Below are 16,754 nucleotides of genomic sequence, written 5' to 3'. Positions count from 1 at the left end.
ACCGAATACGGGATAATCTTTTTTTTGAATTTTTAATAATGAACGAATTTTTTGCTTTTTTTGATCAAAACAAGGTAGATGGCGGTATGGTCGTTTTCCTTATGTTCTTCAGTCTTGGGATTGCTTTGTTTCAAACTATAATACTCTCTGGTTTATATAACTTAAAATTCCCCAGTTGGCTATTTTTTGTTTTATGTCCATTGTTTATTGGTTTGAGTTTTCTGGTAGATTCCAAATATACACTTATGGTTTTCTTCTTTTTGTTTGCATCTGTTTTCATACTTGGTATTATCGGTATGTTTTACTCAGGAATTAGAAGTAGTAAAACTGAAAAAGCTGAAAGAGAAAAATTCAATAGTAAACATAACATTAAAGAAACTACCTTAGGTAAGAAACTCCTAGGTTTGCTTATGATGGTTGGGGTCGTTGGGGGATTTTTTTGGTTGCTTTATATAGAGAAAGCACATTTTCTTTTCTTTATCATTCCGGGACTTATTTTTATAAAATTCATTTTCTTTCCGAGTAACAAAAGCAAGTTTCTTAAGCTTCAGGCAGTTTTGCCCACTTCTAAGATGAATGCGATTGCGATGGGATTGGTAGAAGTAGAGGGAGATTTAGAAGAAATTGAGCCTATTATTTCCCCTTATTTCAGTAAACCCTGCATAGGATATTATTATACCATCGAAGAAGAAGGTCCTGCAGATGATGATGGGAAAAGATCCTATAGAACTATATTTACAGAACTAAAAGTAGGAAATTTTAAAATAAAAGACGAAACCGGAAGTGTTACTGTAAATGGAGAAGGATTAGAATTCTATTTTGATAGAATCGATAAGCAAATGGGAGGAAAAAAGAGATATTCTGAAACCTATTTAAAACACAATGATTATATGCTGCTCATTGGTTATGCCGATTCAGACCAAGGTAATACCGTTCTAAGAAAAGGTGATTCTAATGGGATTTTTGGCGTTGCAATACCTCAAAGTATTTCATTCAGGAATAAATACCAACCTTTGCTAGTTTCATTTTTAACAACACTATTTTTCATTACACTTATACTTATCTATATCATTTTAAACTAAATACATTATGTCTGCACAAAATATTGCTTTAATCGTGGGGTTAATTCTGGTAATTATACTAGTTGACTTTTTTATCGGCACCTATAACAAGCTGGTTATGCTCAAGAATAACTTCGAAAAAGCTTTTAGGAACATTGATGTTATATTGATGCAAAGAGCAGATGAAGTAACAGAATTGGTTAAAGTTGCCTCTAAGTTTATGGAACACGAAACTGCTATGCTAACTAATTTGACTAAGCTTCGTACTGATTTCTTAAATTCTAAAACTGTCGATGAGAAGATAGAAAACGCAAATGAGTTTTCTAAATCCTTGAAAACGTTGTTTGCTGTTTCAGAGAATTATCCAACTTTAGCATCTAATTCAAATTTTCTTGAATTACAAAGACGAGTTTCACAAATGGAAGATAAAATCGCCGACAGAAGAGAGTTTTTCAACGATAGTGTAAATCTTTATAATATCGGAATTCAGGAATTCCCTAATCTTATTTTGGCAAAAATGTTAGGTTATCATACACAAACGTTATTTGAAGTTTCAACAGAAGAAAAAGCATATAATGGGATTCAATTTTAATACATTCTTCGGTTATGAAACCGAAATCAATAAAGTAACAGATTCGGTCTTAATCTACGGATTTGCGACTTTGATATTTGGTATGTTAGGATTAGTACTAATTGCAGCCATATTCAGAAAAATTGGGTTTACCGCTATTATTAGTTATTTTATATCACCGCTATTACTAAGCTTAGGACTTACATTGTTGTTGGCGATATTACCAACTATTATTTTTTGTGTAGTAGCTTCAGATATATCTGGAGTACAACTTGTTTATAGTTGGATAACAATCTTTTTAGGGATGTTATTCTTTGTAATGTTTAACCTTAGCACAATTAAAAAGTTTGTTAAAGAGTTCGGTAAAATGTCAGAACAACAGGAATTTAGGAACAGAAATAGATAATGCAACATAGTTGCTTTTTAGATTTAAGGGATTAAATTCAGAAATAAATTTATGTTATAAATAGATAATGCAATTTAGTTGCAATAAAAGAAAGGCTCCCAATTTTGGAAGCCTTTTGCGTTGAATAGTAATCTGTTATGAATTATTTTTTAATTATTATTTGGTTTAATGTACCTTCTCCCGTTTGTAATTTTACCAAATAATTTCCAGGAATGAGATGGCTCATATCAATTGTTTCTATGTTTTTTCCTGTAGTTTTTACTATTGAACCGTTCATGTTATAAATGGTTACTTTCTCTACATTCTGATTTGGGTTTGATATGCGTAAATAATCTTTCACCGGATTAGGGTATAACATTAATTGTGTAGGCATGATGTTATCGTCAATACGTAATGTGGTTTTGTACTCAGTACTTATATAGAATAAGTTTGTAGTATCACCTTTTGTAATTGTATTGTTACCAGCCGGTACCGATATAGTTACAATTCCTGCTACTGCCGTATAATTTACACCATTTACTTTTACTTTTCCAGCAAATGTATTATCAAATACCAATGTTAGGGTTGACTCACTTGTTGTGGTATAGGTTATAGAGGTGCTTGATTCCATTTTTAAACGTGCCGTTAATGTTAAACCAGAATAGGTTACAGATCCTGCGGTTGAGTTCATATTTCCTGTAATAGTATAGAACGCATTTGTTTTAGCATCGGTAGTAAAATTATGTGTTTTATCCGTAGGAGTGCTGCCATTGGTAGAAACCGTGATAGTTCCTGAGCCAGTGGCAGGTGTTCCTACAGCACCAGTAGTAGTAATCGTATAAGATAGTGTAGCAGTTGGAGAACCAGTAATGCTAATTGTTTTAGTTATCGGGTTTTTTATATAGCTAATTCCTGATGCAGGTAATCCTGTTACGGTTACATCGGTAGCATCTCCGCCCCAAGTAAACACAATTGCGCTAATTGCTGCTCCAATAGCAACAGTTTGATCATTGTTTCCTGTAGAAGTTAGCGTATGAGAAGTTATTGGCGTATTGTTCTCTCCTTGTACAGCCACTAAACTTGTTCTGTAAGCTACGAGAGCTGCTTTTAATGGCGCATTGACCAAAGATTCGGCATCATCTACAGCATTGTTAAAAGTCCATTTAAAATCGCCTCCAGTAATACGCCCAGCATATTGCATAACATTTGTTTTGGCAACCTCGGGACTATCTGGTGTATAAGGATACATTACAGAAGTATCGGTATCGAAGTTATTATATGTTTTTGCCCCTTTTTTAGAAACAATACTACTACTCACTAATTCATTTCTTGTAGTTGCCACATAAGCATCAAATTCTACAGGGTAATTAGTGGCATCATACGCAACAAAACGACTTTCGCCGCTCATAGTATTATTATAGGCTTTTATTGTTCCGCCATCTTCTTTAGAGAACGTTCCTAATGCTCCATTATAAACATCTGTGCCTTGCATAGAAGTAAGCATTGGATATTTGCAATTACGGAAAAAGTTGTTCTCTACAAATACCGAAGAACTCATAGTCGATCCCACACCGTATTTTGCATTTCCATCATAATAGTTGTTGTATACGTGAGCAGAGTAAAAACGTACACGAGGATGGCGTGAATCCGAGTGGTCATACCAGTTATGGTGATATGTTATATATAATCCTGTTGTAGTATTCTCGCTTAAACCCAAAAGATTAGATTTTCCTGAATCCCAAAAGTGATTGTATGAAAACGTGATATAAGTCGATTTTTTGCAATCTAACGCACCGTCTCCTTTTATTTGGTCTTCATCGCCTCCAGCATTTCCATAAAAGAAATCACAGTTATGCACCCACACATAGTCATTGTCTTGTTGTAAACCTATATTGTCGCCTTCGCCACTATTACAATTCATTGTACCAATGTTACGAATCTCAATATTCGACGCATTTTTTACACGAATTCCCCATCCATCCGCTACAGCATCATCGCCAATTCCTTCTAGCGTTATATAACTAGAGGCATTATTATTGTTCTCGATTACAATATCGCCAGCCAGCATATAGTCTAGGTCTGTTATTTGTCCGATCATACGAATAATCAATGGGCGTAAATCTTTCCCTTTTTTATAGCCATCCAAGATAGTTTGTAATCCAACAGATGGACTTGGTGTTGCTCCAGTTACTGCAAGCGAAACCGTATTTTTAGTACTTTCTGTTATGTACAAAATTACAGCGCCATTTTTTGGTGTACCATCTGCATTATAGGCACCCGGAACGCGACCGTTAGAAAAAGCAAATCCTGCACGATCGTGGGCTTTTACAATAACAGAACTTGTTGTAGATCCTGTACCTTCTACGCCAGATATTACAGGTTTAATTTTTATCGTATACGTACCCGCTTTAATCCCTGGTATGTCTGCACGGTAGTAAGTTCCATAACTTCGTATAAGTTGACCATCTATTTTTTGGTCGGTTACACCCATGCCAGAGTAATATACATTATAGCTTTGAGCATTTGCTACAGGTTGCCATTTTGCATAAGCAGATTCTAGCCAGCCTGCAGCTTCATTAATGCTTACTTGCTGCGCCCAAACTTGTGCAGAGACAAGTGTAATTGTCAATAAAAGTAGAAATTTTTTCATAATCGTGGTTTTTAATAATGGTTTGGTAATTAATTGGTTGCAATAGGTTTGTAATTTTAATTTAAAATGTAATCGATTACACGAAAGTAAATAAAATTTCTGTATTAATAATTAATTTGTCAAAAAAATATACATAGTATAAAAAAATCAATGTTTGAATGGTTATTGTATAAGGGTATTTTGTTTTTTGTGTTTATTCTTTATTTGTTGAAAAACGAGGTGTTTTTCTTCTGGAGTTTGATAGTTTATGATTTTAGACACAAAAAAAGCAACTCGATAGGAGTTGCTTTTAGAATGGGTGTAGTAAAGATTATTTTAATCGAATACTTATATGTTTGTTTTTATCGCATTAAGGGAATATAGTAGTTTCCCTTTTTTGTAATATGGTTTTTCGTCTGGTTTCGTAGTAAGAATTGCATCGTATAATTCGATTTTATCATCATAAAATTGAATTCCCATTTTTTTTGAATTCCCATCTTTAGTCTTAAAATCGATTGAGGTTATTTCCTCAACATTAGCTTCATCGCCATTTATGTTTATATAATAGCTTTCAAAGTTTTCTAAGCCAGATACTTTTCCTCCAGAAAATGTAATGTCACTATTTGTAGAACCCGGTTTAGAAAATGTATGATGAGCAAAAAGCTTATTTTGATTTATTAAGATACGAACCACCGAAACTCCTGCTTTTTTAGCTGCATCTGTCAAGGTGTTATTAACCTTTATATATTTCTGTTCCTGATAGCGTTCATCTAGCGGCAACAGTATTAATTTTCCGCTTCTTAAAACGGCTTCTTGAGTTTTAGATTCACCTATATGATTTACTAAAGTATCATTTTTAATTGTTGCGGCATATTTTCCTTTTTCTAAATCTTCGTTTAAAAAAGTAATACTATCTTTTAGATTCTGTGGGATAATAATTTCAGTAACACCATTGCTGTTAGTTTTAATTCCGTTGTTGGTAATTAAACTATCAATAAATTGTCTTGCGACCCAAGTTCCTGTAAAAGCTTCGTTTTGCGCTGCTTTTACTTCTTTTTTATGATCTTTGCATGATACAATCGTTAGCAAGGAAATCCCTAATACGGCATAACTTAAAGTATTGATTATTGATTTTTTCATAATTTAAAATATAAAAATTTTAGTACAAATGTATTTGAATAATTAATTCAAGATTAAAAAAAAATCATAAAAAAAAGACGATTTTGAAATTTCCAAAATCGTCTTTTTAAATATTTGTACGCTTTTGCGTATGTATCTTTTACAAATTGAAAGAAGCTCCTAAACTAAAAGTAAATTGATTGTTTAAGTTGTAAAACACTCTATCATCATTTCCGTATTTTGCAATAGGAAATCCAAGCTCAGTGAATACTCCAAAACCATCAGTAAAGAAATAACGACCACCAACGTGACCACCAAAATTTCTTAAACCTAAGCTTAATCCAGGATAAACGTCTAATTTTTTATCTACATTAATAACGCTTCCTAGGTTAGCATTAAATCTAACTTTAGCATCAAAACGATCTTGAAAATCTGGTTTTGTACCATAATATTGAGTTACACCATAAAAACCTGAATATTCATTTACTCCTAATAAGTAATTTGAAACAAATCCGACTGAGAAATTTTCTCCAAGACCGAAGTCAATAGAAGCCTGAATACCAGAACCACCATCTTGAATGTTTGCACCAATATTAACCTTAGTGTCACCTTTACCACTAAAAGCTTGTTGTGCTTGAGTTAAACCAAATGCCAATAAAAACGCAAGTGTAATAATCTTTTTCATAAAATTTATTGATTTAATTTTTTTGCAAAAGTAGTTTTTTTATATCTTAATTCCTACCTTTTTCGTCAAAATAGAGTTCGTTTAAAGGTTCGCTTTGCCAAAACTCCTTAGTGTCAACGTCCATAATTGTTAATCTTCCTGTAAATGCAGCTCCAGTATCAACATTCCATACATTAGCTTTTTGTACAGGAACAGTTTCATGTATTCTTGTAACAGGAGTATGACCTATATAAATTTCTTTATAGTGTTTTAATCTTTTTGGATAAAATAAAGAATCAGTTTTCATATTCGGATCTAATGCCAGAGCGGTTTCCCAGAGTGTTCTGTCCCAATAAAAGGCTTCACTCGAATACTCATAAGTAACCCCATTCATATTGCTAAAACCAGCATGAACAAATAATCTGTTTTGAGAGTCTAAATAGTAATTTTGTAATGATTCAAAAAAAGCAATATGTATTTCTTTATGGCTGTCGCTTATCGATTCGTATGCAAGCACAGTTGCTTCGCCACCGTGATGGTACCATAATTCGTTGTTTTTACCGTCCCTCATCCATTGTTGTAGTAAATCATCATGATTACCACGAATGCAAATGCAGTTTTGTTTTTGTCTGAGGTCTATTAAAAAATCAATTACTTGCGGCGACTGGCTCCAACCGTCTACGTAATCACCCAAGAAAATCAAGGTGTCTTTGTCTGTTACAGCGGCTCTTTCCATGACTTGTTTCAAAGCCCTCAAGCCACCATGTATATCGCCGATAACGAATGTTCTCATTTTAATATTTTGTAATGTACTTACAAAAATAGCAGAAATTGATTTGGTTTTTGCTTATTCAGTTGTTAATGTTTCTTATTATTACAAAAATGTTAGATTATCTATTTTGTATAATTTATTACGTTGATCTGGATTGTTTTGGTTTACCAGATTATAGATAAAATTTAACGTATTTATCAAAATTTTTTGGTGTCATTAGAATCCATTATAACAGTTTCCTGTCTAAATTTGTAGCATGTCTGAAATGCCTACATATCGAAAAATTATCCATATAGATATGGACGCATTTTATGCTTCGGTAGAGCAAATGGATAATCCTTTTTTGAGAGGTAAACCCCTTGCTGTTGGCGGATCAGAAAATCGTGGAGTTGTATCTGCAGCAAGTTACGAAGCTCGTAAGTTTGGAGTTCGTAGTGCAATCAGCGGAGTTCTTGCCAAGAAATATTGTCCAGAACTTATTTTTGTACCGCCCCGTTTTGATAGATATAAAGAGATATCAAGAAAAATTCATAAAATCTTTCATGAATATACAGACTTAGTCGAGCCGCTTTCGCTAGACGAAGCTTATCTGGATGTTACCGTTAATAAAAAAGGAAATCCGAGTGCAAGTTTATTGGCACAAGAAATAAGACAGCGAATTTTTAATGAAGTTGGTATAACAGCTTCAGCAGGAATTTCGATTAATAAATTTGTAGCAAAAGTAGCTAGTGATTATAATAAACCAAACGGACAAAAAACGGTTAATCCAGATGAGGTTGTTCCTTTTCTCGAAGAATTACCTATTCGAAAATTTTATGGAGTAGGGAAGGTTACAACCGAAAAAATGTACCAGCTTGGGATATTTACTGGTACTGATTTAAAAAGTAAAAGTCTGGAGTTTCTCGAAAAGCATTTCGGTAAATCAGGCACTTTTTATTATCATGTTGTGCGTGGAGTTCATAACAGCGAAGTCAAAGCAGATAGAATTACAAAGTCGGTCGCAGCAGAACATACTTTTGATGTCAATCTTTCTTCGGAAATTTTTATGTTAGAACAACTCGAGCGAATTGCAATTTCATTAGAAAGACGTTTAAAAAGGCATAAGGTTTCTGGAAAAACAGTTACACTTAAAATTAAGTATAGCGATTTTACTCAGCAAACCAGAAGTAAAACATTGCCCTATTTTATTGCCGACAAAAGTTTGATAATGGAAACAATAAAAGAGTTATTGTATCAGGAACGGATGAAAGATTCAGTTCGATTACTCGGAATTTCATTAAGTAATCTTAATACCGAAGAAAAGAAAGCTATTGTTGTACAGCTCAAGTTTGACTTTTAAATCGATTAAACAACCGTTAAATGCGTAATATCGCTATGATAGATGTTGTTTTCATTATTACCTTTGATAAAAACTATCATTTATGTTTAATTTAGATGCTTATGATGCTGCAATTGCAAAATACCATCAAGGTATGAATTGCAATGTTGTCCCTGTAATTTCATGGGACTTTCATCATGAGTTTTTAAATGACTTAAAAACTAATTATACCGATTGGCAAAGAGTAAACAATATCTCTAAGCAATTTAATTGGGACGAATCCGAGTTTGATGTTTTAGAACGATTGAAAGATGAAGTTGTTGTTATTACCGATTTAGAGCTTAAGATAGTTTTTGCTTCTAACCGAATCGTAAATATGACAGGATATACAGAAGTTGAGGTTTTGGGTAAAACACCTAAAATGTTTCAAGGACCCGAAACAAGTTCTATTACTACAAACGAGATCAGAGCAGCGATTGAATCTCAAGAAATTTTCGAAAAGACTTTACTTAACTATAAGAAAAACGGAGAAACTTATCTCTGTACTGTAAATGCTTTTCCTGTTTTTAATTTAAAAGGGAAGCTAACCCATTTCATAGCTTTTGAGAAAGCAGCATAAAAAAAGCCTTTTTGAAAATCAAAAAGGCTTTTTTATATGTATTTAAAAGTATTAGTTTTTGCTATTTAATTTAGATAATAATCTTAAGAATTCGATATACAACCAAACAAGAGTAACCATTAATCCCATTGCACCGTACCATTCCATAAATTTTGGCATTTTTTGTTGCACACCTTCTTCGATTCTATCAAAATCTAAGAATAGGTTTAAAGCAGCAATAACGATTACAAAAACGCTAATACCAATACTCATCATAGAGTTACCGTAATGTACAGGTGTAAAGCTTGTAAACATCGAAAATAACCAAGAGATTAAGTAGTAAGTAGCAATTGCTAATGTAGCAGCCATAACCACTGATTTAAATTGCTCTGTTACTTTTACGATTTTAAATTTATATAAACCAAGACAAACCATAAATGTTACAAATGTAGCACCAACAGCCTGAATCACGATTCCAGGATACATTGCTTCAAAAATTGCGGATATTCCACCAATAAATAAACCTTCAAACAAGGCATAACCTGGAGCCAAGTATGGAGAAAGTTGTGGTTTGAATGCTGCGACTACAACTAAAATTAATCCAACGATTGCTCCACCAATAGTAGGAAGCATAGGGTTGATACCGTTAAAAGACATCCACCAAGTAATCATTGCAGTAGCAGTAAGCAATAAAAATAAGATAAGAGTTTTATTTATAGTACCAGATAATGTCATCTCGTTACCGTAATCGATAATTCTAGCTTGATGAGGATTGTCACTTTTAGCTGCAACCGATGTTGGAGAGAAACGTTTGTTACTTAAAAACGGATTGTTAGAATTGAAAGCCATAATATATTTTGATTTTAAAACGTACCAAATATAGCGCATATTTTGATATTTGGTCTAATTGCTATAAATATTTTAACAATTGGATTATGCCTTTTTTATCCCAAGAAGAGATTTGTTAAGCACATTTTATTTATGAATTGCCCGATGATTTAGTTCAATGCTATCAAGTAGCACTTTCTCGTATAAAGGTAGAAGTAGTAGTTTCACGCCAAGTCGCAAAGCCGCCAAGCGATTAAATATAAACTTTGCGCCTTGGCGTCTTTGCGAGAGAATTTACTGAACGCAATTCATTCTGCATAGCTTTAAAGAAATCTGCGATATTAATGAAGCTATAAAAAATGAAAAGCTAACCATTTAAGTCATATAAGTTAATTAAAGGAAAATAGCTGAAGCTTATATTTTCTTAAATTACTTAAATGGTTTAAACAAAAAAGCCACCAAGTTTTAAACTTGATGGCTTGTATTTTTATGTAATTAGGATTAGTTCAAAAGATCTAAAACTAAAGAAGGGAATAAACCAATCACGATGTTTAATAGTATAGAAACTACTGCAACAGCATAAATAAGGAAAGGTCTTCCTGTACGAGTTTCGTTAGGTTCTTTAGTGTACATTGCTAATATTAATTTGAAGTAATAACCAACACTTATGATAGAGTTAATTACAGCAACAATTACTAATGCTAAATAACCAGCTTGTAATACTTGATTAAACAAGAATAACTTAGCAAAGAATCCAGCAAAAATCGGAATACCAGCCATCGATAAAAGCGAAGCCGTAAGGATTGCTGCTAATAAAGGATTTGTTTTTCCTAAACCGTGGAAATTAGTGATATCCTCGTTATCTTGATTTTTACAAACATATAATATAACGCTAAAAGCAGCAATACCTGCTAATGCATAAGCAGTTGTGTAATATAAAAGAGTTCCTGCAGAAGTAGCTAAAGTTAATAATGTCATTAACATGAAACCAGCATGCGAGATACCAGAGTAAGCAAGCATACGTTTTACGTTAACTTGGCGTAATGCCATAATATTACCAACAGTCATAGACAACATCGAAACAATTACGATTACGATTACATAACTTTCAGAAAGTTCCGCATTCAATATCGTTAATAGTTTGTATAAAGTAGCAATAGCAACAACTTTTGCCAAAGTACTCATTAAAGCAGTTGTTAAAGCAGGAGAACCTTCGTAAACATCTGGAGCCCAAAAGTGGAAAGGAACAGCAGCAACTTTAAACAACATACCAACAGTTAATAATACAATACCAATTGGGAACCAAATAGGCAACTCAGCAGATTGAGATAAGTCGCTAATTTCAACTACATCAAAACTACCCATAGCACCGTAAATCAAACAGATTCCGAATAAGATAATACCAGAAGCAAAAGAACCCATCAAGAAATATTTCATTCCGGCTTCATTACTTTTGATTTTAGTTCTATCACTTGCAGCTAATACGTATAATGCGATAGATAAAACTTCGATTCCTAAAAAGAACATCGCTAAGTTTCCAAAAGAAACCATTGCAACAGCACCAGCCAATAAGAATATTTTTATGGCTACATAATCAGAAATTTTAGTTTGGTGATCTTCGTAGAAATTGTAACTCAACGCCACTAAGAAAATAGTTAAAACAATAAACAAAGATGAAAACGCCGTAGAGTATTTACTCACAGCAATCATGTTATTGTAATAACTTTCGGTTAAACCAAACTCAGAATAGTTTATTGCCAAAACGCCTAATAAACCAATTATAGTTACTGGAATAATGGCTTTTCTTAAATTAAGAATTTCAAACAGTAGGCAAAAAACACCCAATCCTATTATAGCTATTAATGTATTCATTTTTGTTTTTTTGATTTAGGAATCTAAAACTAATGATGCCCTAATTTATTTTTATTTAAAATGTGTTATTTATTCTTTAGTAGCTTAACTTTTTAAGAACCAGATAAAATCTGAAATCAAAAATAGTTAGACTTTATTCTAAAATTTAATTTCTATGTATAACTTTTAAAATTACATCTAAACTTGGAGAAATCAAATCTGTAATTGGTTTTGGATACAATCCAAAAAAGAATAATACAGCTATAATTGCTACAAGCGAAATTCCTTCAGAGATAGATACATCAGCAAAAGGTTTAGTATTCGTTTCACCTAACATTACGTGTTGAAACATCTTAAGCATATAGTAAGCACCAAGAATAATAGTAGTTCCACCTATAACGGCAAACCAAATATTAATTTGAGAAAGGCTATATAAAACTGTAAACTCTCCAACAAAGTTAAACGTAGATGGTAATGCAACTGATGCCAATACCAAAATTAAGAACATCGAAGTGAACTTAGGCGATTGGTAACGAATTCCTCCCATTTCTGCAATAGCTCTGGTTTCGTATCTTCTGAAGATGATCTCAGCAGCCAAGAACAAACCAACTACCACAAAACCGTGTGCAATCATTTGTAAAACAGATCCGCTTAAACCATCAGCAGTTAATGTATAAGTACCTGCAGCAATTAACCCAACGTGAGCTAAGGAAGAATAAGCAAGTAATTTTTTTAAGTCTTTTTGCCTTAATGCAACAATAGAACCATAGATTACACCAGCAATACCCAACCCAATAAATACAGACATGTATTCTTTTGCAGGAATCGGTGCAATTGGCAATTGCCAACGGATGATACTATACAATCCCATTTTTAGCATGATACCAGATAAAAGCATTGTTCCTGCAGTAGGAGCTTTTTGGTATACACTTGCTTGCCAAGTATGAAAAGGAATAAGAGGAATCTTAATAGCATAAGCTAAGAAGAAAGCCAAGAAAATCCAAAGTTGTTCCGTTGCAGATAAATCTACTTCGTATAAATCAGTCAATAAGAAGCTACCTGCTTTTGTATATAAGTAAACAAATGCTACAAGCATAAACAATGAACCTGCAAGAGTGTAGATAAAGAATTTAACTACCGCTTTTCTGCGTTCTTCAGTATCACCATTACCCCAAATTAAGGCAATGAAATAAATAGGGATTAATGATAATTCCCAGAAAATATAATATAACAAACCATCTGCAGCAAGGAAAGTTCCTACCATTGCAAATGCCATGAATAAAATCAAAGCATAGAATCCTTTTGCATTTGGGTAAGAGTTCCCAAACGAAGAGAAAATGATTATAGGCGTTAAAGCAGTTGTAAGCAATAACATTGCAATACCCAATCCATCTGCATTTAATACAAATGAAATTTTAGGCTGAATAATCCATTGGCTAATATAGCTGATGCTTTCGCCAAGATTATAATGATTTAACAATACAATCGAACAACCTAAAGCGGCCAAACTAAAGAACAAAGCTACTTTTGAAGCTAGTTTATCACCAACAAAATAAGTGACAAATGCACCAATTAAAAGTATAATTAATATAAGAGAAACGTTCATAGTTATTAAATTATTGAGCTAAAAATATATAAGAAACAATGGCACAAAGACCCAAAACAAAAGCAAACAAATATAAACCGATACTTCCGCTTTGTAATTTTCTACCTTGATAACTTATCTCATTGGTTACTTTTCCTAATCCGAAAACAAGTGCTGATATACTTGTTTCAACATAATCTCTAAAGAATTTAGATAATCCATTAATAGAGCGTACAAATACAAAATCGTAAGCTTCATCAACATAATACTTGTTGTATAATACCTTTGCAACTCCAGTTATAGATTCATCTTCACCAGGTACATTATCTTGTTTGATGTATTTTAAGTAGGCAATAAAAATTCCAACTAAACCACCAATAACAGCAACACCCATTAAAGTATATTCAGTAGCGCCTAAGTGATGTGCTTCGCCAGCTACTTTTGTAAATAACGGAGCTAAATAAGTATTCAACCAGCTATTTCCAGGTAAGCTTATCAATCCGCCAAAAGTAGCCAAGATTGCTAAAACAATTAATGGAAAAGTGATTAAAGCAGGACTTTCGTGTAAATGACTTTTTTGGTGTTCCGTTCCTCTAAAATCTTTAAAGAAAGTTAAGAACATCAGTCTAAACATATAAAAAGCAGTCATGATAGATGCAACCGATGCAACAACATAAAGAGAAATATTATGATGAAAAGCAGTCAATAATATCTCATCTTTCGAGAAGAATCCAGAAAATAATGGAACTCCCGATATTGCCAATGAAGAAACAAGCATTGTAATAAACGTAACAGGCATTGCTTTACGCAAACCACCCATTTTACGCATATCTTGTTCACCATGTAATGCATGAATTACAGAACCAGAACCCAAGAATAAACAAGCCTTAAAGAAAGCGTGTGTTATAACGTGGAAAACTGCTACTTCGTAAGCACCTAAACCTAATGCTAAAAACATCAATCCTAATTGCGAAACAGTAGAGTAAGCCAATACTTTTTTAATATCATTTTGAACCAGACCAATTGTAGCAGCAACAAGAGAAGTTATTGCTCCAATAATTGCAATTAAGCTCTGAACATCTGGAGTTAAATCAAAAACAAAGTTTAATCTGGTAATCATAAAGATACCAGCAGTTACCATTGTAGCCGCGTGAATTAATGCAGAAACCGGAGTTGGTCCAGCCATCGCATCAGGCAACCATGTGTATAATGGGATTTGAGCCGATTTACCACAAGCACCAATAAACAAACAAAAAGCAGCTAAAGAAAGTAACGGAACATTTAAGTCAGTTGCAGTAGCGATTGCCGTTTTTATAGTTGAGTAATCTAGAGAAGAGAACATAGAACCGATGATAAAAATACCAACCAATAATCCTAAATCTCCAATTCTGTTCATGATAAAAGCTTTTTTAGCCGCATCATTATACTCTTGGTTTTTATACCAGAAACCGATTAGTAAGTAAGAACAAAGTCCTACACCTTCCCAACCAATGAATAATACTAATAAGTTACTACCAACAACTAGTGTAATCATGAAAAACACAAACAGGTTTAAGTAAGCAAAAAACTGGTGCATTTTCTCATCATCATGCATATAGCTGATAGAGTATAAGTGAATCAAAGAACCAATACCCGTTACAAAAAGTAACCAAAGCAATGACAATTGATCTAATAAGAAACCTAAATCAACTTTAAAATTACTTATCTGAATCCATTCAAATAAAGAAATGCTGATAGGTTGTTGAGTCTGATTTATTTGAAGGAAAAAATAAATACTAACAGCAAATGAAACCACTACAGAAAGAGTTCCTATAGCGCCAGAAACTGTCTTTCCTAGACTTTTTCCAAAGAAAACATTGATTAAAAATCCTAAAAAAGGAGCTAATACTAAAACTAAAGCTAAATTGGTATCCATTGCCATTTATCCTTTTAAATTTTTTAAATTATCGATACTAATTGAATGTATGTTTCTAAATATCGATACTAAAATTGCCAATCCAACTGCAACTTCAGCTGCAGCAACTGCCATCGAGAAAAATACGAATACTTGTCCTTGTGCATCTTGGTGATAAGTAGAGAAGGCAACAAATAATAAGTTTACTGCATTAAGCATGATTTCGATAGACATAAAAACGATAATCGCATTACGTCTGTATAAAACACCAAATATGCCTACGCAAAAAAGGACTACACTTAAAAATATGTAGTTTTCAATACCTATTTGATTTAAAATATTATTCATTATTTTTTCGATTTTTCTTTTTTAGACAATAACACAGTTCCAATCATGGCAACCAAAAGTAAAATAGAAGCAAATTCAAACGGAACCATATACTCGTTCAGTAATATTTTACCCAATACTTTTATCGATTGAAAATCTTGACCAGTCGAGTCATATTCACCAACAATTGGTTTAGAGTTAATAAATATTGCAATCAATACAATACAAATCAAACAGAAAGAAACAATAGCACCCAAACGAGTAATTCGGGGTTTATGTACTTCGTGTTTTTCGTTCAGGTTCATCAACATAATGGTAAATAAAAACAAAATCATTATGGCTCCCGAATATACTATGATGTGAACTATCGCTAGAAACTGAGCATTTAATAGTAAATAATGACCAGCAATCGAGAAAAAGCAAATCACTAAATAAATAGCGCTATGAATAGGGTTACGACTAAAAATCGTTAAGAAAGCAGTTATCACTGTTATGAAAGCTAATATACAAAAAGTAATTTGTATTGCATTTGCATTTGCAAAATCAGGTATATGTATCATTAATTAGCGTTTTTAAGTTGAGCGTTTTTCATAGCCACATCTAATGGCATCACTAATTTGTCTTTTCCAAAAATAAAATCTTCTCTTTCATAACTAGAAGGAACCAATACTTTTGACGTAGTCAGGTAAATTGCATCTTTAGGACAAGCCTCTTCACACAATCCACAAAAAATACAACGCAACATATTAATCTCATATATCGAAGCATATTTTTCTTCTCTGTACAAATGTTTCTCATTTGCTTTACGCTCTTCAGCTTTCATCGTGATTGCCTCAGCAGGACATGACAAAGCACATAATCCACATGCAGTACAGTTCTCACGACCTTGATCATCGCGTTTCAATTGGTGTTGACCACGATAAACATCGCTTCGTACACGAACTTGTTCAGGATAGTGAATTGTTTTCTTACGTCTAAAAAAGTGTTTGATTGTAATAATCAACCCCTTGAAAATTGCAACAAGGTACAATCGCTCAAGAAAAGTCATCTCTTTGTTAGAGACTAACTTTTTTCTACCCGATAATGATATTGTTTCTATCGACATTTTAATTTATCATTTGCGATTTTGATTCCAAAACCAAATTCAAAAAT

General features: G+C 32.9%; 16 protein-coding genes. 5 read left to right on the top strand and 11 right to left on the bottom strand.

Going from position 1 to position 16,754, the window contains the following annotated elements:
• Positions 1–38 precede the first annotated feature (38 nt).
• Genes IW20_RS02375 through IW20_RS02365 form a run of 3 tightly spaced genes read left to right on the top strand, consistent with a single transcriptional unit; the run spans position 39 to position 2,038 of the window.
• Positions 39–1,082 carry a hypothetical protein gene (locus IW20_RS02375; RefSeq protein WP_035618262.1) on the top strand — a complete coding sequence of 348 codons (1,044 nt, stop codon included), beginning with the start codon at positions 39–41 and terminating at the stop codon, positions 1,080–1,082.
• Between the two features lie 7 nt (positions 1,083–1,089).
• The gene (locus tag IW20_RS02370; protein WP_035618259.1) at positions 1,090–1,653 is read left to right on the top strand and encodes a LemA family protein; all 564 of its coding nucleotides are present in this window, start codon (positions 1,090–1,092) and stop codon (positions 1,651–1,653) included.
• Positions 1,637–2,038 carry a hypothetical protein gene (locus tag IW20_RS02365; protein WP_035618256.1) on the top strand — a complete coding sequence of 134 codons (402 nt, stop codon included), beginning with the start codon at positions 1,637–1,639 and terminating at the stop codon, positions 2,036–2,038. The genes IW20_RS02370 and IW20_RS02365 overlap by 17 nt, the downstream gene beginning before the upstream one ends.
• Before the next feature lie 142 nt (positions 2,039–2,180).
• Here IW20_RS02365 and IW20_RS02360 read toward each other — a convergent pair whose 3' ends face one another.
• The 4 genes from IW20_RS02360 to IW20_RS02345 form a co-directional block, all read right to left on the bottom strand.
• Complete coding sequence (locus tag IW20_RS02360; protein ID WP_035618253.1) at positions 2,181–4,667, bottom strand: pectate lyase family protein; 2,487 nt, start codon at positions 4,665–4,667, stop codon at positions 2,181–2,183.
• Positions 4,668–4,994: 327 nt separating this feature from the next.
• Positions 4,995–5,786, bottom strand: coding sequence for a hypothetical protein (locus IW20_RS02355; protein ID WP_035618250.1), 792 nt, complete (start codon positions 5,784–5,786; stop codon positions 4,995–4,997).
• Between the two features lie 139 nt (positions 5,787–5,925).
• Positions 5,926–6,450, bottom strand: coding sequence for a DUF6646 family protein (locus IW20_RS02350; protein ID WP_035618247.1), 525 nt, complete (start codon positions 6,448–6,450; stop codon positions 5,926–5,928).
• A gap of 46 nt (positions 6,451–6,496) precedes the next feature.
• Entirely contained in the window at positions 6,497–7,222 is a 726-nt protein-coding gene (locus tag IW20_RS02345) for a metallophosphoesterase family protein (protein WP_035618244.1), read from the bottom strand.
• Between the two features lie 235 nt (positions 7,223–7,457).
• Here IW20_RS02345 and dinB point away from each other — a divergent pair, with 235 nt between their 5' ends.
• Positions 7,458–8,540 (top strand): DNA polymerase IV, encoded by a 1,083-nt coding sequence (gene dinB, locus IW20_RS02340; protein ID WP_035618241.1) that lies wholly within the window; start codon positions 7,458–7,460, stop codon positions 8,538–8,540.
• An 82-nt stretch (positions 8,541–8,622) separates the two neighbouring features.
• The gene (locus tag IW20_RS02335; RefSeq protein WP_035618238.1) at positions 8,623–9,138 is read left to right on the top strand and encodes a PAS domain-containing protein; all 516 of its coding nucleotides are present in this window, start codon (positions 8,623–8,625) and stop codon (positions 9,136–9,138) included.
• Between the two features lie 51 nt (positions 9,139–9,189).
• Here the strand turns inward: IW20_RS02335 and IW20_RS02330 are convergent, their stop codons facing one another.
• The 7 genes from IW20_RS02330 to IW20_RS02300 all read right to left on the bottom strand — a co-directional run bounded on the left by IW20_RS02330 (position 9,190) and on the right by IW20_RS02300 (position 16,707).
• A complete protein-coding gene (locus tag IW20_RS02330) occupies positions 9,190–9,966 on the bottom strand; it encodes a Bax inhibitor-1/YccA family protein (protein WP_035618776.1) in 777 nt (258 codons plus the stop codon).
• Between the two features lie 480 nt (positions 9,967–10,446).
• Complete coding sequence (locus IW20_RS02325) at positions 10,447–11,817, bottom strand: NADH-quinone oxidoreductase subunit N (RefSeq protein WP_035618235.1); 1,371 nt, start codon at positions 11,815–11,817, stop codon at positions 10,447–10,449.
• Positions 11,818–11,962: 145 nt separating this feature from the next.
• A complete protein-coding gene (locus tag IW20_RS02320) occupies positions 11,963–13,402 on the bottom strand; it encodes a complex I subunit 4 family protein (protein WP_035618232.1) in 1,440 nt (479 codons plus the stop codon).
• Positions 13,403–13,412: 10 nt separating this feature from the next.
• On the bottom strand, positions 13,413–15,296 hold the full coding sequence (gene nuoL, locus IW20_RS02315; RefSeq protein WP_035618774.1) for an NADH-quinone oxidoreductase subunit L: 1,884 nt from the start codon (positions 15,294–15,296) through the stop codon (positions 13,413–13,415).
• Between the two features lie 6 nt (positions 15,297–15,302).
• Positions 15,303–15,623, bottom strand: coding sequence for an NADH-quinone oxidoreductase subunit NuoK (gene nuoK, locus IW20_RS02310; RefSeq protein ID WP_035618229.1), 321 nt, complete (start codon positions 15,621–15,623; stop codon positions 15,303–15,305).
• Positions 15,623–16,162 carry an NADH-quinone oxidoreductase subunit J family protein gene (locus IW20_RS02305; RefSeq protein WP_035618226.1) on the bottom strand — a complete coding sequence of 180 codons (540 nt, stop codon included), beginning with the start codon at positions 16,160–16,162 and terminating at the stop codon, positions 15,623–15,625. The genes nuoK and IW20_RS02305 overlap by 1 nt, the downstream gene beginning before the upstream one ends.
• Positions 16,162–16,707, bottom strand: a complete 546-nt coding sequence (locus IW20_RS02300) for a NuoI/complex I 23 kDa subunit family protein (protein WP_035618224.1) — start codon at positions 16,705–16,707, stop codon at positions 16,162–16,164. Before IW20_RS02300 ends, IW20_RS02305 begins: the two co-directional genes overlap by 1 nt.
• Positions 16,708–16,754: the final 47 nt, after the last annotated feature.

The sequence above is a fragment of the Flavobacterium hydatis genome (genome assembly GCF_000737695.1).
Lineage (GTDB): Bacteria > Bacteroidota > Bacteroidia > Flavobacteriales > Flavobacteriaceae > Flavobacterium > Flavobacterium hydatis.
Note: the sequence above shows the minus strand (reverse complement) of the source record. Positions and strands in the feature narration are given on the sequence as shown.

What these genes read in the sequence shown, in the direction of transcription:
- IW20_RS02375 (WP_035618262.1), top strand. Translation starts at nt 39, where the DNA reads ATGAACGAATTTTTTGCTTTTTTTGATCAAAACAAGGTAGATGGCGGT.
- IW20_RS02370 (WP_035618259.1), top strand. Translation starts at nt 1,090, where the DNA reads ATGTCTGCACAAAATATTGCTTTAATCGTGGGGTTAATTCTGGTAATT.
- IW20_RS02365 (WP_035618256.1), top strand. Translation starts at nt 1,637, where the DNA reads ATGGGATTCAATTTTAATACATTCTTCGGTTATGAAACCGAAATCAAT.
- IW20_RS02360 (WP_035618253.1), bottom strand. Translation starts at nt 4,667, where the DNA reads ATGAAAAAATTTCTACTTTTATTGACAATTACACTTGTCTCTGCACAA.
- IW20_RS02355 (WP_035618250.1), bottom strand. Translation starts at nt 5,786, where the DNA reads ATGAAAAAATCAATAATCAATACTTTAAGTTATGCCGTATTAGGGATT.
- IW20_RS02350 (WP_035618247.1), bottom strand. Translation starts at nt 6,450, where the DNA reads ATGAAAAAGATTATTACACTTGCGTTTTTATTGGCATTTGGTTTAACT.
- IW20_RS02345 (WP_035618244.1), bottom strand. Translation starts at nt 7,222, where the DNA reads ATGAGAACATTCGTTATCGGCGATATACATGGTGGCTTGAGGGCTTTG.
- dinB (WP_035618241.1), top strand. Translation starts at nt 7,458, where the DNA reads ATGTCTGAAATGCCTACATATCGAAAAATTATCCATATAGATATGGAC.
- IW20_RS02335 (WP_035618238.1), top strand. Translation starts at nt 8,623, where the DNA reads ATGTTTAATTTAGATGCTTATGATGCTGCAATTGCAAAATACCATCAA.
- IW20_RS02330 (WP_035618776.1), bottom strand. Translation starts at nt 9,966, where the DNA reads ATGGCTTTCAATTCTAACAATCCGTTTTTAAGTAACAAACGTTTCTCT.
- IW20_RS02325 (WP_035618235.1), bottom strand. Translation starts at nt 11,817, where the DNA reads ATGAATACATTAATAGCTATAATAGGATTGGGTGTTTTTTGCCTACTG.
- IW20_RS02320 (WP_035618232.1), bottom strand. Translation starts at nt 13,402, where the DNA reads ATGAACGTTTCTCTTATATTAATTATACTTTTAATTGGTGCATTTGTC.
- nuoL (WP_035618774.1), bottom strand. Translation starts at nt 15,296, where the DNA reads ATGGATACCAATTTAGCTTTAGTTTTAGTATTAGCTCCTTTTTTAGGA.
- nuoK (WP_035618229.1), bottom strand. Translation starts at nt 15,623, where the DNA reads ATGAATAATATTTTAAATCAAATAGGTATTGAAAACTACATATTTTTA.
- IW20_RS02305 (WP_035618226.1), bottom strand. Translation starts at nt 16,162, where the DNA reads ATGATACATATACCTGATTTTGCAAATGCAAATGCAATACAAATTACT.
- IW20_RS02300 (WP_035618224.1), bottom strand. Translation starts at nt 16,707, where the DNA reads ATGTCGATAGAAACAATATCATTATCGGGTAGAAAAAAGTTAGTCTCT.